This is a genomic window from Gluconobacter sp. DsW_058 (genome assembly GCF_002153615.1).
In the GTDB taxonomy this organism is placed as follows: domain Bacteria; phylum Pseudomonadota; class Alphaproteobacteria; order Acetobacterales; family Acetobacteraceae; genus Gluconobacter; species Gluconobacter cerinus.
The window spans coordinates 1-22236 of record NZ_JOPH01000036.1; the positions used below are offsets into that span (position 1 = coordinate 1).

Annotated in this window: 24 protein-coding genes; 12 read left to right on the forward strand and 12 right to left on the reverse strand. The window is 55.4% G+C overall.

Features of this window, described 5'->3' with window-relative positions; translation table 11 throughout:
- Both HK24_RS13575 and HK24_RS07445 read left to right on the forward strand, forming a co-directional pair.
- Positions 1–546 (forward strand): hypothetical protein (locus HK24_RS13575; protein WP_198942085.1); only part of this gene is annotated, 546 nt, incomplete at its 5' end.
- 10 nt (positions 547–556) lie between these two features.
- The gene (locus HK24_RS07445; protein WP_086633955.1) at positions 557–916 is read left to right on the forward strand and encodes an ArsC family reductase; all 360 of its coding nucleotides are present in this window, start codon (positions 557–559) and stop codon (positions 914–916) included.
- A 9-nt stretch (positions 917–925) separates the two neighbouring features.
- Here the strand turns inward: HK24_RS07445 and HK24_RS07450 are convergent, their stop codons facing one another.
- Entirely contained in the window at positions 926–1831 is a 906-nt protein-coding gene (locus HK24_RS07450; protein WP_046900841.1) for a helix-turn-helix domain-containing protein, read from the reverse strand.
- Between the two features lie 407 nt (positions 1832–2238).
- Between HK24_RS07450 and HK24_RS07455 the strand changes: the two genes are divergently transcribed.
- Both HK24_RS07455 and HK24_RS07460 read left to right on the forward strand, forming a co-directional pair.
- Positions 2239–4710, forward strand: a complete 2472-nt coding sequence (locus tag HK24_RS07455; protein ID WP_086633987.1) for a membrane-bound PQQ-dependent dehydrogenase, glucose/quinate/shikimate family — start codon at positions 2239–2241, stop codon at positions 4708–4710.
- Positions 4711–4784: 74 nt separating this feature from the next.
- Positions 4785–5675 carry a transporter gene (locus HK24_RS07460; RefSeq protein WP_086633956.1) on the forward strand — a complete coding sequence of 297 codons (891 nt, stop codon included), beginning with the start codon at positions 4785–4787 and terminating at the stop codon, positions 5673–5675.
- Positions 5676–5723: 48 nt separating this feature from the next.
- On the opposite strand, the gene HK24_RS07465 is transcribed toward HK24_RS07460, so the two are convergent.
- The gene (locus HK24_RS07465) at positions 5724–6623 is read right to left on the reverse strand and encodes a delta(1)-pyrroline-2-carboxylate reductase family protein (protein ID WP_086633957.1); all 900 of its coding nucleotides are present in this window, start codon (positions 6621–6623) and stop codon (positions 5724–5726) included.
- 83 nt (positions 6624–6706) lie between these two features.
- Entirely contained in the window at positions 6707–8182 is a 1476-nt protein-coding gene (locus HK24_RS07470; RefSeq protein ID WP_086633958.1) for an aminotransferase class V-fold PLP-dependent enzyme, read from the reverse strand.
- 112 nt (positions 8183–8294) lie between these two features.
- Between HK24_RS07470 and HK24_RS07475 the strand changes: the two genes are divergently transcribed.
- Complete coding sequence (locus HK24_RS07475) at positions 8295–8756, forward strand: Lrp/AsnC family transcriptional regulator (RefSeq protein ID WP_086633959.1); 462 nt, start codon at positions 8295–8297, stop codon at positions 8754–8756.
- 23 nt (positions 8757–8779) lie between these two features.
- Positions 8780–10093, forward strand: coding sequence for an amino acid permease (locus tag HK24_RS07480; RefSeq protein WP_086633960.1), 1314 nt, complete (start codon positions 8780–8782; stop codon positions 10091–10093).
- Here the strand turns inward: HK24_RS07480 and HK24_RS07485 are convergent.
- Positions 10075–10473 (reverse strand): DUF4186 domain-containing protein, encoded by a 399-nt coding sequence (locus HK24_RS07485; RefSeq protein ID WP_086633961.1) that lies wholly within the window; start codon positions 10471–10473, stop codon positions 10075–10077. The genes HK24_RS07480 and HK24_RS07485 overlap by 19 nt on opposite strands.
- Before the next feature lie 93 nt (positions 10474–10566).
- On the opposite strand from HK24_RS07485, the gene HK24_RS07490 reads away from it, so the two are divergent.
- Positions 10567–11604 (forward strand): exodeoxyribonuclease VII large subunit, encoded by a 1038-nt coding sequence (locus tag HK24_RS07490; protein ID WP_086633962.1) that lies wholly within the window; start codon positions 10567–10569, stop codon positions 11602–11604.
- Between the two features lie 3 nt (positions 11605–11607).
- Here the strand turns inward: HK24_RS07490 and HK24_RS07495 are convergent, their stop codons facing one another.
- Both HK24_RS07495 and HK24_RS07500 read right to left on the reverse strand, forming a co-directional pair.
- The gene (locus HK24_RS07495) at positions 11608–13050 is read right to left on the reverse strand and encodes a glycosyltransferase family 2 protein (RefSeq protein WP_086633963.1); all 1443 of its coding nucleotides are present in this window, start codon (positions 13048–13050) and stop codon (positions 11608–11610) included.
- Between the two features lie 27 nt (positions 13051–13077).
- Positions 13078–13614, reverse strand: a complete 537-nt coding sequence (locus HK24_RS07500; protein ID WP_233126168.1) for a hypothetical protein — start codon at positions 13612–13614, stop codon at positions 13078–13080.
- Between the two features lie 105 nt (positions 13615–13719).
- Here HK24_RS07500 and gap point away from each other — a divergent pair, with 105 nt between their 5' ends.
- The gene (gap, locus tag HK24_RS07505; RefSeq protein WP_086633965.1) at positions 13720–14739 is read left to right on the forward strand and encodes a type I glyceraldehyde-3-phosphate dehydrogenase; all 1020 of its coding nucleotides are present in this window, start codon (positions 13720–13722) and stop codon (positions 14737–14739) included.
- 3 nt (positions 14740–14742) lie between these two features.
- Entirely contained in the window at positions 14743–15957 is a 1215-nt protein-coding gene (locus tag HK24_RS07510) for a phosphoglycerate kinase (RefSeq protein ID WP_046900852.1), read from the forward strand.
- Between the two features lie 49 nt (positions 15958–16006).
- Here HK24_RS07510 and HK24_RS07515 read toward each other — a convergent pair whose 3' ends face one another.
- Positions 16007–16195 carry a helix-turn-helix transcriptional regulator gene (locus HK24_RS07515; RefSeq protein WP_046900853.1) on the reverse strand — a complete coding sequence of 63 codons (189 nt, stop codon included), beginning with the start codon at positions 16193–16195 and terminating at the stop codon, positions 16007–16009.
- On the reverse strand, positions 16192–16572 hold the full coding sequence (locus HK24_RS07520; RefSeq protein WP_086633966.1) for a hypothetical protein: 381 nt from the start codon (positions 16570–16572) through the stop codon (positions 16192–16194). The genes HK24_RS07515 and HK24_RS07520 overlap by 4 nt, the downstream gene beginning before the upstream one ends.
- Before the next feature lie 197 nt (positions 16573–16769).
- On the opposite strand from HK24_RS07520, the gene HK24_RS07525 reads away from it, so the two are divergent.
- Positions 16770–17222: a hypothetical protein gene (locus HK24_RS07525; protein WP_086633967.1), complete on the forward strand. Its 453-nt coding sequence runs from the start codon at positions 16770–16772 to the stop codon at positions 17220–17222.
- Positions 17223–17226: 4 nt separating this feature from the next.
- Here HK24_RS07525 and HK24_RS07530 read toward each other — a convergent pair whose 3' ends face one another.
- The 3 genes from HK24_RS07530 to HK24_RS07540 all read right to left on the reverse strand — a co-directional run bounded on the left by HK24_RS07530 (position 17227) and on the right by HK24_RS07540 (position 20933).
- Entirely contained in the window at positions 17227–18663 is a 1437-nt protein-coding gene (locus tag HK24_RS07530) for a glycosyltransferase family 39 protein (RefSeq protein ID WP_086633968.1), read from the reverse strand.
- 165 nt (positions 18664–18828) lie between these two features.
- The gene (gene rpoH / locus HK24_RS07535) at positions 18829–19722 is read right to left on the reverse strand and encodes an RNA polymerase sigma factor RpoH (RefSeq protein ID WP_046900857.1); all 894 of its coding nucleotides are present in this window, start codon (positions 19720–19722) and stop codon (positions 18829–18831) included.
- Between the two features lie 224 nt (positions 19723–19946).
- The gene (locus HK24_RS07540; protein ID WP_046900858.1) at positions 19947–20933 is read right to left on the reverse strand and encodes an RluA family pseudouridine synthase; all 987 of its coding nucleotides are present in this window, start codon (positions 20931–20933) and stop codon (positions 19947–19949) included.
- Here HK24_RS07540 and HK24_RS07545 point away from each other — a divergent pair.
- Both HK24_RS07545 and HK24_RS07550 read left to right on the forward strand, forming a co-directional pair.
- Positions 20932–21300: a DUF6476 family protein gene (locus tag HK24_RS07545; RefSeq protein WP_198942086.1), complete on the forward strand. Its 369-nt coding sequence runs from the start codon at positions 20932–20934 to the stop codon at positions 21298–21300. The two genes, HK24_RS07540 and HK24_RS07545, sit on opposite strands and share 2 nt — an antisense overlap.
- Positions 21301–21368: 68 nt before the next feature.
- Entirely contained in the window at positions 21369–21845 is a 477-nt protein-coding gene (locus HK24_RS07550; protein WP_046900859.1) for a TspO/MBR family protein, read from the forward strand.
- On the opposite strand, the gene HK24_RS07555 is transcribed toward HK24_RS07550, so the two are convergent.
- Positions 21818–22150, reverse strand: coding sequence for a helix-turn-helix transcriptional regulator (locus HK24_RS07555; RefSeq protein WP_086633969.1), 333 nt, complete (start codon positions 22148–22150; stop codon positions 21818–21820). The two genes, HK24_RS07550 and HK24_RS07555, sit on opposite strands and share 28 nt — an antisense overlap.
- Between the last annotated feature and the right edge of the window lie 86 nt (positions 22151–22236).

The following is a 22236-nucleotide window of genomic DNA, read 5'->3' on the forward strand; positions in this document are numbered from 1 at the left end:
CGTCTATCAAATCGCCAAAAGCCAGAAATTACGGGCCAAGCACATCAATCAAGGGTTCTTCGATCCCTCCATCTGCAGCCATTAGGAGCATTTTCTATATTTAATGCCACTTCCAAAAAATTTTTCGGTCAAAAATTTCCGACGCCTCAGTTTTCTCGACAAAGAATAAGTGGAGGCGATTTGAGTTATCGTTTCTTTGGTCATGGCGTCAGAGAAGTCATTTATGAAGCAGAGATGAGTGAAGAGACTCGTTTTAGAAAATTAGTAGAAAATATCCTTCCACGGCCTGGAGCTCACAACGGGCAACGGAATGTCTGGAGAAATAGTCAGGCTCCCTTAGACCTAAAGGTTGTGGCTTTCGGGAATTCATTTTTTGGATTAGGGTTAGATCAATGCTGTCTGGGATGGTGGTTTTCTCATTTCTGTAAAGAATTTCATCATTTTTGGTCCCCTGAAATTGATTATGATTATTTGGATGCAGTGAAACCTGATTTCGTCATTTGTCAGACAGCCGAAAGATTTTTAGGTCGGGTACCACAAGCTTAAGGGAAACAGCATGAGTAATTCGACCATATTGTATGGCATCAAAGCCTGTGACTCTATGAAAAAAGCCCAGCTCTGGTTGACTGATCACGGTATTGATTACGCATTCCATGACTACAAGAAGAATGCGATTTCAAGGGCGGTTCTTGACGGTTGGGTCGGTCAGGTCGGATGGGAGATATTGCTCAACAAGGCGGGCACGACGTTTCGCAAGCTGCCACCAGAGCAGAAGGAAGATATGACCCAGGAGAAAGCTATCACCTTGATGCTTGCTCAACCTTCCATGATCAAACGACCTGTTCTGGAACGTGAGGGCAAGATCGTGTGTGTCGGTTTCAAGCCTGCCGAGTACGAAGCACTATTCGCGAGCTAAACTCCATGCTTACGGCATGAGGTTTAGCATCTTGATTTTGCGATGAAGCGTAGAGCGGCTGATGCCAAGCGTCCGAGCTGCTGCGCTGACATTGCCCTGCGTGGTGGCTAGGGCTGAGCGGATGACGTGGACCTCGGCTTTTCGGAAACTCAGCTCATCTTCTGAGTCCAGAAAGTTCATCAGAGCAGGTAGATGCTCCAGTTCACCTTCAGGCCAGTGCATGCGTTCGCGGCTCGCATGCGTGGCGCCTTGCACATGCCCATCGGTATTCAGTGCAACCAGCGGTGTTGAACTCGCTGTCGCCAGACCCAGCGTAATGATCGTCTCGTTGGGGAAAAATTCCCGGAACAGCCTTTCTTCGATCTTACGAGCTGTGGTCGTCATGGTCTCCATCAGTAGACCTGCAAATGGCAGGATATCGTTCCCCGCAAAGGAACAGATGTTCAGAACACCTGCCAGTTTTCCACTAGCATTATAAAGAGGGGCCGCAATGCCGGTCAGGCCCCGGAAGCATAGCCGCCAGTGCTGGCTTTGAAGCACCATGACAGGCTTCTTTTCCTGAAGGCATGTTCCGATGCTGTTGGTGCCCGCATTCGCTTCATCCCAGAGTGCCCCAGCCTGAAAACCCCACCGACGGCATCCTGTCAGATCGTCACGGCTGGTTTGGCGTGACAGTACAACGCCGTTTGCATCAGCCAGCATCACGGTAAAGCCGAGCGCCATCACCATCGTATGCAGGCGTTCCATTTCTGGCAGGGCATGCTGGATCAGGAGGCGCGTGCGGTTGCTGATAAAACGCAACTCCGGCTGGCTCAGAAGACGTGTTTCCCACCGCTCTGCCGGGTCAAGATTATAGCTGGTGGAGCACCGGATCCATGACTCGGACAGACCGGTTTGTGGCGTAATGCCGGTCATGAGTGTCTCTCGATTTTCAGATGTGTCTCAGAACTGCGACAGGTGGCGACGATGTAGTCACAATCGGGTGAAAGAGCTTCGATCATGGATAGCGTCGCGCGGGTTGTGGAAGGAACAAGGCAGTCAGAGTGCGTGACTGACTGGTGCCCGTATCTTTCAGACGAAAGTTTCGTCCACCGGTAGCTCTCACCTTTCTGTTGTAACGCTCTTGGTGAGGGGTTGGATGCATGGATGAGAAACAAGCTTTTCAAGACAATCATCCGGCCGGCAGGGAAAGACCTGCGCAGCAGTTTTCTGCCCTCGCACAGTCATATGGGGGACGGATCATATCCTGCTCCTTAAGCGATTAAGAGAGACAAAATATTTCAGAAAAAGTGGTTTTCCATATTTTTGAAAAACGAGGTGTCATGTCTTCTTCTCTCCAGAGGGTGCTGTCTCCAGTAACCTCTATCCTGCTCGCGCTTGTTGGGCTGTTCCTGCTGGGTGGGGGCGGTTATCTGCTCGTGCTCGGTGGGTCCTGGTTCTATGCGCTGGCTGGTCTCGTCATGCTTGCGGCGGCTGCCGTCAGCCTGAAGAACCCGTCTCAGGCAGGCCGTATTTATGCAGGTCTGCTGCTGGTTGCCACGATCTGGTCTGTTGTTGAAGTCGGCTTCAACATCTGGGGGCTGGAAGTTCGTCTGTTCACTCTAGTTGGCATTGCCTGCTGGATGCTTCTGCCGTGGGTTTGGCGCTCCAATGCGTCCTGGGCTACGGACAAGCGCGAACTGGCTGGTTCTGCTGCCATCGCCATTGTGGCGATCGTTGCAAGCTGCTTCACCTCCTATTCCATCAATGGCACGCTCCCGGCCGAGCGTATGGCTGCATCTGGCCAGGTTGACGAAACCGGCAAGAACACGCCCGCAGCTGACTGGCCTGCTTATGGCCGGACGGTGGGCGGTGATCGTTACAGCCCGCTGGGTCAGATCACGCCTGCCAACATCAGCAACCTGAAGCGCGCCTGGGTTACCCAGACGGGTGACGTCCAGAAGGCTGCCGAAGGTGTTGTGGCCGGTCCGGATCAAGGCCACGAGTTCAACCTCGAGGTTACCCCGATCAAGGTTGATGACACGCTCTACCTTTGCACGCCGCATAACTGGGTCATGGCCCTTGATGCCGCAACGGGTAAGGTGAAGTGGAAGTTCGATCCGAAGCCTGCTGCTGAAGATCTGGCTGCCAACGTCTATCTCGCCTGCCGCGGCGTTTCCTATTACAAGGCTCCGGACGACTATACCGCTCCTGATGGCTCCAAGGCCTGCCAGAAGCGTATTTTCTCCCCGGTTGGTGACGTTCGTCTTCTTGCTGTCGATGCTGAAACAGGCAAGCCCTGTGAAGACTTCGGCGAGCACGGCTTCATCTCCCTGCGCCAGTATCTTGGTCATGTGCCGCATGGTTTCCACTTCGTGACATCTCCGCCGCTGGTGGTGAAGGATCGTGTGGTTCTCGGTGGCTGGATCTTTGATAACCAGGCGAACTTCGAACCGTCCGGTGCAATCCGTGCGTTCAACCCGATTTCCGGTGAGATCGAGTGGGCCTGGGATGCCGGTCACAACCCGGAAAACTGGAAGCCCGGCCCGAACGACGAGCTGACGCGTGACACCCCGAATGCATGGGGCGTTTACACGGCAGATGAGAACCTCGGCCTGCTTTACCTGCCGATGGGTAACTCCCCGCCGGATAACTGGGGTGGTTCACGCCGTCCGTTCGACGATGCAACCTCCAGTGCAACGATTGCTCTCGATATCGAAACTGGTGAGCGTCGCTGGACTTTCCAGACCGTGCATCACGATCTGTGGGACATGGATCTGGCCATTGGCCCGTCGATGGTTGATCTGCCAGGCCCGAACGGTGAAACCGTCCCGGCTCTGATCCAGACCACGAAGCGCGGTGAGTTCTTCGTTCTGGACCGTCGCACAGGCAAGCCTGTTCCGGGTTACCCGGTTGAGGAACGTCCGGTTCCGACTGCTGGCGTTGCTGCAGACGACCATGTTTCTCCGACGCAGCCTTTCGCTGTTGGTCTGCCGTCGCTGACGCCGCCTGACCTGAAGGAAAGCGACATGTGGGGCGCGACGCTGCTGGATCAGATGATCTGCCGCATCCAGTTCCGTCAGTCCGCTTATGAAGGTCAGTTCACGCCGCCGCATGTTGGCAAGACGACCATCGTCTATCCAGCATTCTATGGCGTGGTTGACTGGCAGGGTGCGTCCATCGACCCGCAGCGCAAGCTGCTGATCGCCAACGCCAGCTACCTGCCGTTCCGCATCCGTCTGGAGAAGCGTAACCACGCTGAAACCAGTGGTATCCTGCCGAAATGGGACGGCAAGGGTGACAAGCCTGAAGCCAAGGGCGATGCGCTTAGTGTTTCTCCTGACTACGGTACGCCTTACATCGCTTACACCAGCCCGTGGCTGAACCCGCTTCAGATCCCCTGCAAGGGACCAGTCTGGGGTACGATCACCGCTATCGATCTGGTGACAAAGAAGATTGTCTGGCAGCACCCGGTTGGTACGACGCGCGACACCGGTCCTTTCCGGACGCACAACAACCTTCCGCTTCCGACCGGCATGTACAACATCGGTGGCAGTGTCATCACCAAGGGTGGCGTATCCTTCATGGGTGCGACAGCTGACGATTACCTGCGTGCCTTTGATGTCTCGACCGGTAAGGTCATCTGGCGTGACCGTCTGCCGGCTGGTGGACAGGCAACCCCGATGTCCTATCAAATCGGCGAGAAGCAGTATGTTTTGATCGCCGCTGGCGGTCATGGGGGCCTTGGCACCCGCAGCGGTGACTATATCATCGCTTACACGATTGACGGACAGCAGGGCGCAGCCGCGCACTGATCTGGCCTTATTACTGCTGGGGCGCTTTCTTTACTGGAGGCGCTCCAGTTTCTTCTTCTACGGAAATAAAAGTCATGGTTCGCAAAATCTGGTCCGGAGGGTGTCTCCGGGCCCTGAGCATTCTATTGCCCGCTTCCTCCCTCCTGCCAGCCCTTGCGGCACATGCTGCTGATATTCCTCTGGCCATCATTGGCCCGCATGAATACGACCTGCCGGTCGATTTCAAACCGTTCAACGTGCTTGTGCAGTACGGAGATGGGAATGTCGCGGGAAACACTTATGACAGTGGTGGCCGCCGTCAGCCCACTGGGGGAAGCCACACCTGGGCGGGTATGACGAAGTACGTGCACTTCCGCAGCTTCGACGCTCTGCCGCATGTCGGTTTTGCGTTTGAAGTCATTCAGTCGGAAAGCTTCGTTCTGGCTCAGGGCAAAGATTACGGTGGCCTTGGTCCGACAATCGTGGGCCCTGCCGTCTGGTTCAAGCCGAATGCTCACAGCACCTTCGGTATCCAGACCTTCATGCAGACGCCGGTTGGCACACGGGATGCGTTGTCCCCGAGCTACTGGTCAAACCTGTCCAGCTTCATGTTCGATTATGAATGGAAGCATTTCAGCTTCGATGGTGATCTGGGTGCAATTGTAGCATCCACGAAGCACAAGACAGGCGAGCACAGCTACTCGCCAGGGACGGTCTTTCATTCCAACCTGCGTTTCAGCTGGAAAGCGAGCAAGATTGTTGAGCCGTTCTTTGCATTCGACTGGCAGAACACAGCCGGAATGCGGGACAACACGGCCAACAGTTGGGTCAGTGAATCCAGTGGGCGTGAAGTCGCACTGGGTGTGGGCGCCATGGTCAATATTTCCAAGCGCGTCTCATTAACCGGTCGGTATTCTCATTCGGTCGATGGCAGAAACGTGCCTGAGACGAATGCGTATTACATGAAGCTTGTCTATCTCTGGTAAAGATGGCTTATCCCGTCCGAGCAGTATTCTCGGACGGGGTGCCGCCTCCTAGAGGCCCAGTGTTTGCCGGGCAAGGCGACACGCTGCCAGATCCCAAGCAGCACAGCCGACACTCTTGAAAAATACCGGACCTTCCGGTTTTTCTTTTCCGGATAGGTAAGTGGCTAGAGGTTGGACCTCTTCCCAGTCTTTCCCTGCCTGAATGATATCTCCCGCCTCTGACGGTGCACCAACGGGATCATCCACAAGACAGGTACTTCCGTTGACGATGGCTGGACCAATTTCAATCATTTCCGGTCGATAAGCCCCCACACCAATAATCAGCCGCGTAGACTTTGGCGGCGCGTCGTACAGAACGCTTTGGCTGCTGGTCACGGTGATGACCACATCCGGGTCGCAGGCTTCGTCATCGTTGCGAAGTCTCAGGGCAGGGTATGCGTCGCTTCCTGTCAGTGCGGCTACGCTCTCACGGGAGCGGCCACGAATATAAACCGTAAGCCCCGGATAAAGCACATTCAGCGCTTCCAGATGAGCTTTGGCCTGCACGCCGGTACCAATGAGAAGAGCCGTTTCCAGAGTGTCTGGGCGAAAGCAATCCAACCCCAGCATGGAGATGGCAGCGGTCCGTCGCTCTGTCGTAGCAACGCCATCCAATGCGAACAGAAACTGTCCGTCGACAGCATCCATGCCCATGACTTGCCCCTGAATAGCAGGAAGGCTGCGTGCGGAGTTGTCAGAATAAAGGGTCAGAAGTTTTGTCGTGAGAATATCAGGCGCACACGCAACCATGGACATGACCGTCCCGGAGCGATCAAGTGTTGGTACAACCATACGTTCAGGGCAGGAAATCTGCCCAGCATGATAGTCCTGAGCTGCTCTCCGAAGTGTTTCCACGAGAGCGGGAAAGGGAAGCAGTTTTCGCGTTTCGGCGGCGGTCAAAGTCTTCATGGAGCATCTTCCTGCTGTTGTCCGGAAGATGCCCCGTTTTGGCTTGAAGATGAAGGGATGGCGAGAGAGCGTCCCTGTCCGGGTTAAGCAGCCGCTTTTGGACGGAACCGGGCTGTCGAGATGTCGCATTCGTAAGCGGCTGCGACCGAATGCGGGTCGAGCGCCAGATCATCGACAGCATCGAGAATGCGTTCGACTTTGGCATCATCCATCAGCACGCTGAAATTCAGCCGTGTCCAGCCGGGCTTCTCGATTTCCTGCCCAGACAGAATGGCCTGACGAATTGCATCCGAGGCCGCTTCGTCAATGTCGAGCAGGCGATGGGCATACGGTCCTGCACAAGCGCATCCGCCACGCACCTGAATGCCGTAGCGGTCCGACAGCATACGCGTGAAAAGCTGCTGGTGGATGAAGCCACCTGTGCTCGCATCCCGGATCTGGAAAGAGAAGATAGGTAGCGCTTCAGCTGTGGCGTGACCAAGAATACGAATATTCGGGTTTTTGCTCCAACGGGCAACAGCGCGGGCGCGAAGCTCCGCATTGCGGTCGCTCATGAAAGTCTGGCCAATGACGTCCTTGACGATGAAGGCCAGTGCCGCGCGGATGTCTCCTACCACGTCTGGTGTTCCACTCTCTTCGAGAGCTGCAAGGCTCGTGGTGTAGTCATGGTTCCAGGGGGACACGAACCGCACAGTTCCGCCGCCTGGAAGAACCGGGCCGCATCGCGTCACGACGTCATTGCGGACGATCAGAACGCCTGAGGCTGCCGGGCCACCGATAAACTTGTGACAGGACACCGCCACGGCATCTTTTTCGAAAGGCGTGCCAGGCTTCATGTCGATGGGAAGATACGGAGCGGCACCCGCATAATCCCAGATCGCCAGAGCACCGTGCTTTTTCAGAAGTTCCGTTACGGCATCTACATCCGTCATGATGCCGGTGACGTTTGATGCTGCCGAGAAAGAGCCGACTTTCAGGCGGCCTTCGTCGCAGGCGGTCAATGCCTGTTCAAGAATGGCAAGATCTGGACCACCATTCTCGGCTTCCGGGATCTCGATGATCTCGGCGCCACTTTCCCGCCATGGAAGGATATTGGAGTGATGCTCGTACGGGCCAATGAAAATGATCGGGCGATTTCCAGTAGCACAGCGGGCAGGGATTTCCAGCAGATGTACGAGACGGTTCAGGCCTGCCGTCGCGCCGTTGCCCATGAAAATGGTCGTGAAACGATCCTTGGGGGCATGGCAAAGGCGAGCAATCGCATCACGCGCCGCATTACGCATCCGCGTCATGTATGCCCCGCACAAAGACGCTTCAGTGTGGCTGTTGGCGTAGTAGGGAAGAACTTCGTTCATGACGAATGTCTCAACCTGAACAAGCGCACGGCCTGAAGCGACATAGTCTGCATAAAGAAGCGACTGAACACCAAAGGGGCTCATGAACTTCGTGCCGTCTCCAAGGACGCCCTTGCGGAGGGCGTCACGACCACCTGCACGAAGCATTTTCTCAAATTGCTCAAGCGCTGTTGCACTGTTGTCGAGACTGCCGATCGTTTCCATGATGCCCTGTCCTCTTACCTGATCTCGTCAGAGGAAAATATCTCAATGGCGGATAGGAAACTGTCTCTTTCTTGTAGACGAAAACCGGTTTTTTGTTGTCATTTACATCATTATGAGCAGAATCATCGATCAAACGGACCGTGCCATCCTTCGCATTCTCCAGAAGCAGGGGACGCCGTCCCAGCGTGAACTGGCCGAACAGGTCGGCCTTTCCCAGAATGCCTGCTGGAGGCGCCTGAACGCCCTGCGGGAAAGTGGGATCATCAGCCACGATACCGTCCGTCTCAATGCTCAGGCGCTTGGCCTGACATTGACGGTCTTTGTGCTGATGAGGACGCGTCATCATTCACACGAATGGTTTGAAACGTTCCGTAGAGTGGTCGTTTCGATCCCAAACATCGTTGATTTTTACCGGATTGCCGGTGAGTATGATTATCTTCTCAAGGTCGTGGCATGCGACATGAACGATTTCGATCGTGTCTATCAGCAGATCATCAGCAAGGTCGAGCTGGATGCCATCACCTCATACATGACCATGGAAACCCTGGCAGATAACCGGGATCTTCCAGTCTGACAGACCACGGACAAGGACACTTCATGACCCAGACGGATCAACTCGCCCAAAGTCTCCGGACGAGACATGTTGTCATGATTGCCTTGGGCGGGGTGATTGGTGCTGGGTTTTTCATCGGTTGCTCGGCTGCCCTGTCGATGGGTGGACCGGCCGTCATCGTGTCATACGTTCTGGCGGGACTTCTGGTCTGGCTTGTGAACGGCATGATGCGAGACCTTGCTTCACAGACACCAGGGCGTGCGTCATTTCTCGGACAGATCCGCCATGCTCTTGGGGATCGCTTCGGTTTCGTCGCGGGCTGGACCTACTGGCTGACCTGGGTGACGGTCATTGGCGTTGAAGCCATTGCCGTAACATCCATGCTCACGCCCTACATTCCGGTTCCTTACGCCGTTCTGGAACTTCTCGTTCTGGGCGTGATGACCGCCATTAATCTCCTGTCCGTCAAAGGATATGGGGAGTTCGAGTACTGGTTTTCAGCCATCAAAGTGGCCGCCATCGTGCTTTTCATCGGAATTGGTATCTGGGCATTCGGGGCACATTCCATTCCCGTGCAGGAAAATCTGTTTGCGCATGGCGGTGTCATGCCCCACGGATTGATGGCACTTCTTGCTGTCATTCCGACAGTGCTGTTCTCAATGGGCGGCAGTGAGATTGCAACAGTGGCCGCAGTTGAGTCCGACAACACGGAAGTGAACATTGCCCGTGCAACACGGACCATTCCTCTTCGTATTGGTGGCTTCTACCTTGTGACCATCTCGATGATTCTGTGCCTGGTGCCCTGGAGTGACATTGTACCCGGCCAGTCACCATTTTTGTTGGTTCTGAACCGGTTCCATGTGCCTTTCGCCGGGTTGGCAATGGGCATTGTCATCCTCGTAGCGGCCCTTTCCAGCCTGAATTCCGGGATTTACGTCACCTCGCGCATCCTGTTCGAACTGGCTGAACAGGGAGATGCTCCCGCGGTCTTTCTGGCGGTTGAGCCTAAAACGCAGCTTCCCCGGCGCGCGCTTCTCGCCAGTGTTGGAAGTGCCATTCTGGTTGCGGTAACGGCTGTTCTGTCGCCGGGCGTCATTTTTGCTGTTCTTGTCAGCCTGACCGGCGGATTTATGCTTTTTAATAATGCCCTGCTTGTTCTGGGACGGTTAAAGCTTATGCCCCAGAAGGCCGTTGGAGCCTACGTAGCGCTTGCGCTGATTGCCCTTGCGATCATTGCCATGATGATTCAGGCGGAAACCCGTTCGCAAATCGAAATGGGTGCTTTTGCGATTGTTGTTATTCTGCTGGCGGAGCGGTTTCTGCCACGGGGTAAGAAAATTCAGAACAACACGCCCTGAGCTGGCGTACTGGGAACATCTGCCCCCATGTCCTTCAGAATCCAGGCTCGTAAGACGGCAAGAATTGCCTCTTGATCTTCGCTGGTTAGAGGCTTTCCTGCGGCAATACCATGCCATTTCGCGAGACATCCCCGGCAGCATGAGCCCGTTGCATGCTGTGCGATGAAAACCGGATGCCCTCGCATCGGCGTCTGCTTTCCGTCCTGTGCCGGCCATGCAGGTGCCAGACGATCCCGGATGAAAGCAGCACCATGTTCCATGACAGCATTCAGGCCGCGACTTTCCAGGTAGAGGCGTGCCTGTTCATCCAGATGAAACCGTGCCCGAAAACTGGATTTTTGAAGTCGGAGGAGAAGATCCTGAGAAGCAGAACCGGTCAAGACGGACCAACCTTCTGAAAATACATAAAAAAATGTTGTGAGGGCTGCTGCACCCTCTGTGAGAACATCTGTTCTTACTCCATATGGTGCGGCATGGACGCTTTTCCGAGACGCACCCGAACTGATTCTTCAGCCAGTGATATGGCTGCCATGCCAGTCCTGTCACCGCTTCAGGTTCAGGATCTGTTCACGGCCCGGCTGGATGAGATTTGTGCCCACTTCGAAGAGTGGGGTTTCCCGCTTGCGGTTGAGGGGCAACTGGGTGACGTCGCGCCTAACGCATACAAGAAATATTATCAGCTGCCCTTGGTCGATCCGCAGCTAGGGACATCCATTTCGCTGGAAGCGACCAAGCTCGTTCTGGCGGCAGCAGATGTGCGTGCTGGAGATCATGTCCGTGTGACAGGGTGTCTGCGAGCCCGTCATCTGCGGGGACAGGTTGCCCTCCGGTTTGAAGTGCTTACCGTTGAACCACATGATCCCGGCCGTCAGAAAGTGGACCGGGCAGAACGATCTCTGCTGGATGTTCTGAGAGGATTGAGCTGGCAGTTTCAGCCTTACCCTGACCGCCGGGACGCCCGACTGCTTCTCATTCATTCTGCGTCCTCCAGCGCACTAGTCTCGGAAGACTTCCTTCAGGCGCTGGGGGGCGGCTGGCGTTCAGAGCGTATCCGCGCACTTCCCGTAGCCATGACCGATCCGCACCGTATTGCGGACGCCATAGGCACGTGCCGGGAAGATATTATCGTTCTGATCCGTGGCGGCGGAGATATTTCCGACTTTACAGTGTTTGAGCATCCGCTGGTGCTGGAGGCGCTCTCCAACTGTGTAGCACATCGTGTTCTGGGTGTTGGGCATACCGCCAATCGAACGTTGGCGGAGCGGCTGGTGGATCATTCCGCAACGACGCCCGCTGATGCGGGCCATTACATTCGCAGAATGAGCGGCCGTGTCTGGCAGCGGCAGGAGGAAGAGCGTGCGCAACAGGAAGAAATTGTCGCGCTGCGGGAGAGCGCAACGTCTATGGCAGCGCTCCCGGCGGGAGCACCATTTGGCGCCCGTCTGCGGAATGGCCTGATCTTGTTGGTCGTCGGAACGCTGGCGGGCCTGATACTGTCACGTATTCTCTGAAAGTCAGAGGAACGTTTGCAATTCTGGTACAGCGTTTCCCAGATCTTTCCGTCCCATTTCAGAAAGCAGAACTATCACGCGCGCTACATCTCTCAATGCGCAGTGAGGGTGGCGAATAAACCACGCGCAGAACCCTTTGAAAGACAGACCTGCCGTTGTGTCGGGGGCTGGAAGGGCCGGCAGATCCAGAGAAATTGCCTCCTCGGTCGGTACGAACTGGAACAGGGTGTCACCAAACCCGCTATCATCCTCAAAAATGAATGTTTCGGCCTCAATCCAGCGTATTGTTAGAACAGGCCGCAGAAGAGACTGGTTCGCCAGTTGAACAGGATGTCCATTGAGAGACGAGAGCATCACAATTTCAGGATGGCTATCCTGATAAATGCCGACCAGTTTGTCTGTCGTTTTTATATTCGGATCGCTGGAAAAGCGGGGAGATCCATCTGTCCCTACGACCAGAAAATCGCCTGTTACATCCTGAATGAAACAGGCCCGTGTGCGCGTTGGCAGAGGAGCACTCTGAGGCGTTAAAAGCAGCCGCTCTTCGGCGGAGGGCCGGATACGATGGAAGGAAAACTGCTCATGCTGACGATGGTCCGGCATGGAGCTTCCTGCATCCGGCAGTTCAGGGAGTGCCAGGGCAGGTTCTTGCGTCAGGCTTTGAAGAAGATTTTCCAATCCCCGATAGGCCTGCGTATCCATGAGATCGTGCCGGATCATGGAGACGTCAGGCAGTCGTCGTCTTGGGGATAGATCTTCCTCATCCCGGCAGAAATAATGATCTGCAAGATGATGAGGCATATCTGGATCTCCTGCCCAGACATAATGAAGAATGCGCGCGCCTTTCCATGAGACGGCGACACCAGGGCCGATCCGATCGACTGGCGTGCCATCCGGATGGACGATGCGTTCAGGGGATAGGTCCAAAGACAGGACGTCTATCGAAGTTGGGAGTTTTTTCGTCCGGACAAGCAGACGGGCCATCCGGTTGTCAGGGAAAGTGACGGCACTCCGATAGGGTGATGCCTGAATGACAGAAGGGGCCGGAACAGGCTTGAGGGGCTTTCCGTAGATGCACCAGTTGATGGCGATGGCGTCAGCGTCTCCCGCTGTCGCCAGCAGGTTCTCCAGCGTTGTCTCCGGATCTAGAAATTCATCAACGTCCAGAACCAGGAGCCAATTCTGTTCCTGCCCCACCAGACGAGCCGCTTCGGCCGTTAAAGTCTTGCGGAGCTCTTCAGGAGAGAGCTCATCGCCGCTGACGAACTCATGAAGTTCAACCGGGCCAATATGCTCTGCTGCGAGTGCAACAGCCTGCGTCTCGTCTGTAGACCCTGCATCGAGAACGAGAATACGCTCAAAACCGAGTGCCAGATGCCACAGCAGCCACTCCTTTAGAAGAGGAGTGGCATTATGGGTCAGGACGGCACAGGCTGCACTTGGCATAAAGTGATGTTTCCGTGGTGTCTGGTTTTAGCGAACATCCACACGGATCAGCGGACGCTGGACCGATGGATCAGTGAGAGCATGCATCTCGATCTGGATAGGCTGGGCACCGGCCGCGCTGATCCTGTGAGCAACAGGCTCCAGATCCGTTTGTGTAGCCTCTGTCATGGCTTTGGTTTGGGCGGCCGGATCAGACTGAAGCGGGACCAGAAGCCTGACGATAAAGAGGACATTTTCCTTGCGGGCCAACGCTGACTTAACAGCCTGATCCACGACAGGTCCGTATTCGGATTCCGGAGTCCCGCCTTCGATTTGCAGGAATGGCGGTTTCGCTTTCGGGGCCGGTGGCGGTGGCGGGATATACGGCTGAGGCGGTTTGCCGGCCTGCGGGTTGAACGTGCGTTGATCAACCAGTTTGCAGCCCGCGAGCAGGGGCGTAGCCAGCAGGATGCAGCCTGCCAGAGAGAGGGCGCGTGGAGCCATGATGCCTCGGGGCGAACGAAAATGTCGGACAAATGCAGCCATATTGCGCGGGACCGTCGCAGGAACGGAGGGTTTCGGCAAGATTAAGCGCATCAAGTTCATGAAAAACTATGCCAACCCCCTGTTGCTTCGCTGTGGCGGTGCTATGGAAGAAGCCCTTTCGTCAGAATAGCGGAGTAGGCAGGCATGGCGGTAAAAATCGCAATCAACGGTTTCGGACGTATCGGACGTCTCGTTCTGCGCGGCATCATTGAGAGCGGTCGTACGGACGTTGAGGTCGTAGCCATCAACGATCTTGGTTCGGTCGAAGCAAACGCACACCTTCTGGCCTATGACAGCGTTCATGGCCGCCTGCCGGGCAAGGTCCGCGCTGAAGGCAATACGCTCATCATTGAAGCAAACGGCCGTACCTACGGTCCGATTACCGTTTCTGCCGAGCGTGATCCGTCCAAGGTTCCATTCGAAGGCATCGATGTCGCCATGGAATGTACGGGTCTCTTCACCACGCGTGAAAAGGCCGCTGCCCTGCTGGAAGCTGGCGCAAAGCGCGTCATCGTCTCCGCTCCTGCAACGGATGTGGATGCCACCATTGTTTTCGGTGTGAACGACGACGTTCTGACGCCGGACATGAAGGTCATTTCCAACGCATCCTGCACCACGAACTGCCTTGCTCCTGTCGCTTACGTTCTGGACGAAGCGTTCGGCATCGAGCGCGGCTACATGGTCACGATTCACTCCTACACCGGTGACCAGCGCACGGTGGACACCCTGCACAAGGATCCCCGTCGTGCCCGCGCTGCGGCTCTGAACATGATCCCGACGTCCACGGGTGCTGCCAAGGCTGTTGGCCTGGTTCTGCCGCACCTGAAGGGCAAGCTGGACGGCACGGCGATCCGCGTTCCGACGCCGAACGTCTCGCTTGTCTCGCTCGACTTCGTGCCGAAGACCGTTCCTGCTTCCGCTGAAGCCGTGAACGAAGCAATCCGCGTTGCGTCCGAAGGCAAACTCAAGGGCGTTCTGGAGTACAACACGGCGCCGCTGGTCAGCACGGATTTCAACCACTCCCCTGCGTCTTCCACGTTTGATGCAACACAGACGGCGCTGGTCGATGGCGGCCAGCTCGTTCGCATCTGTGCCTGGTATGACAATGAGTGGGGTTTCTCCAACCGCATGGCCGACACGGCTGCTGCTTTCGGGAGCCTCTGACCCATGGTTTTCCGCACGCTCGACACCCTGGAGGCACGCGGCAAGCGCGTGCTCGTCCGGGCTGATCTGAACGTGCCGATGCATGACGGCGTCATCACTGACGCCACGCGCATCGAGCGCGTTGCCCCGACCATCAATGAGCTTGCCGGTAAGGGCGCGCGCGTTGTGGTCCTCAGCCATTTCGACCGCCCGAAGGGTAAGGTCGTTCCTGGCATGTCCCTGCGTCCGATTGCTGAAAAGCTTGGGGAAGTTCTGGGCAAGCCTGTTGGTTTCGTTCCGGAATGCGTAGGCCCGACTGTTGAAGCTGCTGTTGCGGCTCTCAATGATGGGGAAGTGCTGGTTCTGGAAAACACGCGCTTCCATGCGGGTGAAGAAGCCAACGATCCGGAATTCGCCAAAGCGATTGCGCAGAATGGCGATATTTTCGTCAATGATGCCTTCTCGGCAGCGCATCGCGCCCATGCGTCTACCGAAGGTGTGGCGCACGATCTTCCGTCTTTCGCCGGGCGGTTGATGCAGGCTGAGCTATCGGCTCTGTCGGCTGCGCTGGAGAATCCGGAGCGTCCGGTTGGTGCCATCATCGGTGGCTCCAAGATCTCCACGAAGCTGGATCTGATTGGCAATGTCATCGCTAAGGTGGACACACTGTTCATCACTGGTGCCATGGCCAACACGTTCCTAGCGGCAGAAGGTATGAATGTCGGCAAGTCCCTTCAGGAAGCGGACATGCACGAAACAGCTCGCAAGATTGCGCATCTGGCGCAGGAAAAGGGCTGTGAAATCATTCTGCCAGTGGATGCCGTTGTAGCGCGCGAGTTCAAGGCCGGTGCAGAAACCGAAACCTGCCTGATTGGCGAAGTGCCTGCCGACGCCATGATCCTTGACGCTGGTCCGCGCACTGTTGCGCTGATCAACGAACGTCTGGCTACGTTGAAAACGCTGGTCTGGAACGGCCCACTCGGGGCGTTTGAGATCGAGCCGTTTGATCGTGCAACGGTTGAGGTTGCACAGGAAGCTGCTCGCCTGACGCAGGAAGGCAAGCTTCGCACTGTGGCTGGCGGTGGAGACACCGTTTCCGCGCTGCGTCACGCTGGGGTTGCTGGCCAAATGAGCTACGTTTCCACGGCGGGTGGTGCGTTCCTGGAATGGCTGGAAGGAAAAATCCTTCCAGGCATCGAGGTGCTGCGCACAACCGGACACCAGCTTGGTCTGGACTGAGTTCTGAAAAAGCGGGGAGGGCAATCTCCCCGCTTTTTTTATGGTCGGTTTACGGGAAGAAAATTTCCTCAATACTGCGGCCGAAAAGCTGTGAAATTGTGAACGCCAATGGCAGGCTTGGGTCGTAACGCCCCTTTTCAATGGCATTGACTGTTTGTCTTGAAACCGCCAGCTCTGCTGCCAGATCGGCCTGGCTCCAGCTTCGTTCTGCCCGAAGTTCCTTGAGGCAGTTGTTCATCGATAGCGCCTTTGAGCGACAAGACCACCGATCCACCAGAGGGTTCCCATGATCGGCCAGACTGCAAAGGCCCTGAGTTTTGGTAATCCGGCACTTTCGGCAAAGCCCCAGCCAAAGGTCAGTAGAGCGGTTCCCAAAAATGATATTGCAATGGCATCCAGCTGAATCCGACGTTGTAATTCATCCATTCGCCAGATTGCACGCATGATGACCCATGCTGCTGTCACAGCTCCCACCATGGGTGTGAGTGCCAGTATTATTCTTGTTAAAGGTGCCGGATGGAGCGCCAGTTGCAGATAATTGGCTCCAACCAGCAGCACAAGATACAGCGCGAGCGCGCTACCGAGTTCGATGAGATATTGACGACCATACAACATGTTTGAACCCTCCTACTGTAAAGCAAGCTTTACTTTTCGGGCTTAAATGTCAAGTGAGCTTTACAAAATACTCGTTTCAGACACCTGCGCGGATCACGTTTTGTGACGTCACGAAACTTTCTAACTTTTTCAATTGTAATTTGAGGCTTTGACCCACCACACTGCTTTCAGCTCCCTGTCGTGCTGGAATCCGCCTGATGCGCCTTCTGCCTATGCTGATGAAGTCTTTTCCACTGCTCGTTCTGGCAGTAGGGACATGTAGTGCATTGGCTGCAGAGCCTGTGCAGCCAGTTCCGGCGGCAAAAAAGCCATTCTTAGCGTTTACGCATCCTTTTAACGCCTCGCTGTCCCAGGAAGTATCGGCTGACCCGCGGCAAGGGGCGGCCCTGATGCGTGGTCTGGACCATCATCGGGCAGAAGTCGTGGCTCAGCAAATGACCTCGGGCTTCGGGGCGGCTCCAGTCCCCGATGAGAATATTGAAGGCCCTCAGGATTCAGGGCGGCCCGACGCCTATGTGAAGCCTGATTTTTTCTCCAATAAAGTGGGCGAAATCAACGACGCCGCTGCGGAAAATCATCCTGATCAGCATCGTAAAGGCGGCGGCGCAATGGCGGGCGGGCTAGCTTTGGCCGTGCCTCTCTCCCAGTAACAAGTTACTTGTGTCGGTAGATGTAAAGTGAGTCCTTCACGCTCGTGAAGCGATATACTGGCGTGTAGTCTGCTTTGATAGTCTTAAAGACCTCACGTCGTGCCGCAATATTTTCCCGTAAGGGAGAAGCATCTTCCGTGACGATATATTCAGGTTTTTGGGCAAGAACTCTATCGAGTTCCTGAAGAACATTCATCCCGGTCGCATGGGCTTCAACTTCTGTATTGAAATGGCCAGGGAAAGGATGGTTAGTCAAAGAGCACCAATAAGGTATGTCATACAGGGCAGGTGGCCCCTGATAAACAAAAACGCAACCCGGTTTTTGTTGGAAGATATCTAGCATGGCCTGAAAATTTCGCTGATCGCCGTCGTTTAAGCGGTGTCTGTGCAGACTAAGCTGCCCGACAATTGAGACGATACAAAGAAGACCAACGAGCCATACGCGACCGGCTTTCCAGGTCCAGAGTGATACGCAGGCCAGAGCTAGCGGGACATAAAGTGGCAAAATGTAATGAGGGTACCATCCCCCAAAAGCGATGATCCCTAAGCAGGCGGCACAGGCCCAGAGTATGAGAAAGACATAATGGGCAGGCCATGATTTCGCACGAGCAATCATTATTGTTGCCATCAGCCCCGGCAGGAGAGGAAGGGCCGATTTCAGCATTCGAATTTCTAGGTAGTGCGCTTCTCCGTCTGGAAAATGACCACGCAGGAAAATGGAATCCAGATTGGCGAAAATCCACGCTCCTGGATGCCCGATCATGACATAGAAGAAAAAAGCAAGAAATGTAGGAAGAAGGCCGATAAGGGCCAGAAGACCAGTGTCTTTCAAGGAATCGGAGACGGATCGGGAAGTTAGATACTGCCTGACGACATAGTAAATTCCAACGAACGCCCCTTCAAAGATGACAGTGTATTTTATCTGCATGGCGAGGCCGAACAGAAATATGGAGAAAAGAGCTGTTTTTCTTCGAATTTTTCCATTGGGCTGCAGAAGATCACGCAAAACAAGAGCGATGGCGGCTGTTACGAGGAAATTATAGAAAATCGGGGTCTGCCCTCCTTCTCCCCGTGAGAGATTGAGGAGGGCTGGATAGAGCAAGGCTGAAAGGAAAGCAGCTGTCGTGGAAGCAATGGTTTTCCCCATGCGAAACAGAAGCCAGGCCGTACCCCAGACGGCAGTCACCGCGCCGAACTGATAGGCGAAAATTCTGTAAGGGCCGAAAAGGTGAAAGAATGCGTAAAGCAGAAATATTCCAACCGGTTTTCTATCCCAAAACTGAAGGTAGGGAAGATCTCCATGAAGAATTCTACCGCCACCGAAGAGATAAAATTCCTCGTCGGAATAGATGAGAGGATTTCCGAATGTCTGCGTTCTGCAGAGTATGATAAAAATCAATAAACTTACATTTAATAAAAATTCGTTTCGATTTTTGATCACAGGAAAATTTTCTGGTTATATTTTTATGAGACTTCATTCCATTACAGGTTAATTGTGTATTTTATTGTAATTTCTATTTTTGATTAATCTCACAGAGAGCCGATGGAAACAAAAAAAGCTGCCAGAGACATATCTGGCAGCTTTTCTGAACAGTATTTTGTCTGTTCAGGCCTGAAGGCCATTCTCCCGACGACGAAGCTCAACTTCGGCCGACATGGCCTTCTGAAGCTTCTCCATGGCGCGTGCTTCAATCTGACGGATCCGCTCACGTGACACGTTGTAGTGGTGAGAAAGATCTTCCAGCGTAGATGGCTCTTCCTTGAGGCGACGCTCGGCCAGAATGTGACGTTCGCGCTCATTCAGGGTCATCATGGCCTGATCGAGAAGAGCTTTACGACCGCTGAACTCTTCGGACGCCGCGTAGGTCTGCTCCTGGTTTTCGTTGTCGTCCACCAGCCAGTCCTGCCACTCGCCTTCGCCATCAATGCGTAGGGGCGCATTCAGGCTATGGTCCGGGGCGGCGAGACGCTGGTTCATGGACACCACGTCCTGTTCCGGAACGCCGAGCGTGGTGGCAATGGAATTCACCTGCTCGGGCTTCAGATCACCATCATCAATCGCCTGCATTTGCCCTTTCAGGCGACGGAGATTGAAGAACAGCTTTTTCTGCGAAGCTGTCGTACCGATTTTAACCAGTGACCAGCTGTGCAGGATATACTCCTGCATGGCGGCACGGATCCACCACATGGCATAGGTTGCAAGGCGGAAGCCGCGCTCCGGGTCGAAGCGGCGGACAGCCTGCATCATACCGATGTTGCCCTCACTGATGAGTTCATTCACCGGGAGGCCATAGCCGCGATAGCCCATGGCAATCTTAGCCACGAGACGAAGGTGAGACGTCACCAGACGGTGTGCCGCACTGGTGTCTTCATTCTTGCGCCAGGCACGGGAGAGATCGAGCTCTTCCTGCGGCGTCAGAAGGGGGAATTTGCGGATTTCCTGGAGATAACGGGTCAGGTTGTTTTCAGGACCCACGGAGATGACAGCTGGAGATGCCATGGTCTTCGATTCCTTTCGCCCGGGGGTGTGCCTGGCTCGATGAGGAGTAGACTCATACGAACTGGCAGAGGCAAAGTTCCTCACACCCAGGTGACGCATTGGGAAGGACTATCACGTCCCCAGCCGCTTACCCCCAGATTGGGCAGTGCACGGTGGTACGATCCGTTCCGGCGGCGCGTCAGCTCGTCGGATAAGCGTGTTTATGACAGGTGGAACCGAAAAGGTCAAGAACTTTCAGAGGTTGAGCCTGTCAGGCGCATTTTCAAGGTCTGGAAGTCTTCAGGAGGCGCAGTTTCGAAAGAAAGTGGCTTTTTTGTCCGGGGATGAATGAAGCCGAGTCGGGCGGCGTGGAGAGCCTGGCGTGGGAAATCGAGAGCCGCTTCTTTCGCATCCTGAGGTAAACCGCGGGCTGCGGCCGGAATACGACGCAGATACACGGGGTCTCCGAGCAGAGGGTGTCCTGCCTGTGAGAGATGAACACGAATCTGGTGGGTTCGCCCAGTGGCCAGTTTGCATTCGATCAAAGAGACGCTTGCATGGATTGGCTCCAGAAGCTTGAAGCGCGTGAGAGCGGTTTTTCCGCCTGACTGAACGACCGCCATGCGCTTGCGGTCTTTCTTGTCCCGCCCAATGGCGCCGTCAAATTCGCCGGAAGAGGGTAGGAGACCCCAGGCAAGGGCCATGTAGGCACGATCTATGTCGCGCGCAGCGAACGCTTCAGACAGGGCGTTATGAGCCATGGCATTCTTGGCCACCACCATCAGGCCTGATGTGTCCTTATCGAGCCGGTGTACGATTCCGGGGCGTTTCTCACCGCCAATGCCTTCAAACCCTTCGCCGCAGTGTCCGAGAAGGGCATTGACCAGAGTGCCGGTTTCGTTGCCGGGCGCAGGATGCGTCACGAGCCCGGCCTGCTTGTCCAGAACGATCAGGTCCCGGTCTTCATATAAGATCGTCAGGGGCAGATTTTCCGCTAGGGGACGAGCCGGAAGTGGGGTCGGGAACGAAAGCACAAGCTCCATCCCGTCGCGGAGTGTATCGGCGGGCTCATTGACGATCTGGCCGTTGCGGGTCAGATGACCCTCTTCGATCAGGGTCTTGACCCGAGAGCGGGAAATCGTGCCGATGGCGTCAGCAAGGGCGCGATCAACGCGTTGGCCGGCCAAGCTGGCATCAACAACAAGACGGAACGGGGTTTCAGGATCTGACATGAATCAGGGTTTAGCCGAGGATCAAGCGGGCAGCGAGTCAGGTACACCGAAAGCGTTGCTCGGCGCCGTCATTATTATGGGGGTTATGATCGTCGCCGGCGTGGCGGTCATGATTGGTGTGATCGCCCATCGCGTCATGCACCCGCATCATGATGTCAGTGTTTCCGCGCCGTCATCCGGGTCTTCGACGCGCCTTGCGTTGCCCTTGGGAGAGGGGGAACATATTACGGCTGTCACCGCACGGCCGGACGGCATGATGGCTGTAACATTAGGGCGCCCGGGCGCTGAACGCGTTCTCTTGTGGAGCCCTGAGGCAGGTCGCGTTATGGCAGAACTCGATTTTGGAGTGCCTCCCAGCGCCCCGTAAGGTCTTTCGGCTGAACATTCCAGTTCCTGATGCGTTGTTACTGAGAAGATCATATCAGGACAGACATCATGGGACGCATTATTGACGCCGCTCTGGCTGCTGGAACGGTTTTCGGAGCGCAATATCTCGGCCGGGAGATCAGCCCGGCCGAAGATGGCTCAACCCGGCGCTGGTATCACCATCTGAACAAGCCGGATTTCTCGCCGCCAGCCCCTGTGTATGCCGTGGTCTGGACCCTTCTGGACGGCTTGCTGGCATGGTCTGGGTATCGTCTTCTGCGAGCTGAACGTTCCTGCGCACGGACCGCAGCACTTTGGCTCTGGGCTATCTGTGTTGCTGGCGTAGCTGGCTTTCCGTTCGCAGTTTTCCGGAAGCGGCGTCTGGATGCAGGATTGGCGATCTGCATTGGTCTGGTCGTGACATCAGGCGCGTCGATCTGGACGGCAAAAAAAGCTGATCCGTCCGCCGCTAAGCTTCAGATCCCGTTTTTCGTGTGGCTGACGTTCGCGGTGTTTGTTCAGGAAGAAGTCTGGCGCCGAAACTGAGTGGCGTCTGCCCCACCGAGGATTGATTGCATCAGCCCGGGAAAGCGTTCTTCAAGTTCCTGAAGGCGGAGGGAGTTATGGTGCTGCACGCCTTCAATTCGGGTGTGCAGAACCCCGCTTTCTCGCAAAACCTGAAAATGATGGGACATGCTGGACTTCGGGCGTGCCCCGATCAGGGCGGCACAATTCGCCTCGCCCAGAACATATAGACGCTGGACAATGTCCAGACGCACGGGATCAGCCAGAGCCCTGAGGACCGTAATCAGATCGAGCTTTTTCAGATCGGGCGAGTCATGGCACGGCATACGGCGTCTTATCCCTTCCTTGAAGAATTGACGCAACACTTCTATAGTTCGATCGTTATCGAACTATAGAAGTTTCGATCAGGGAG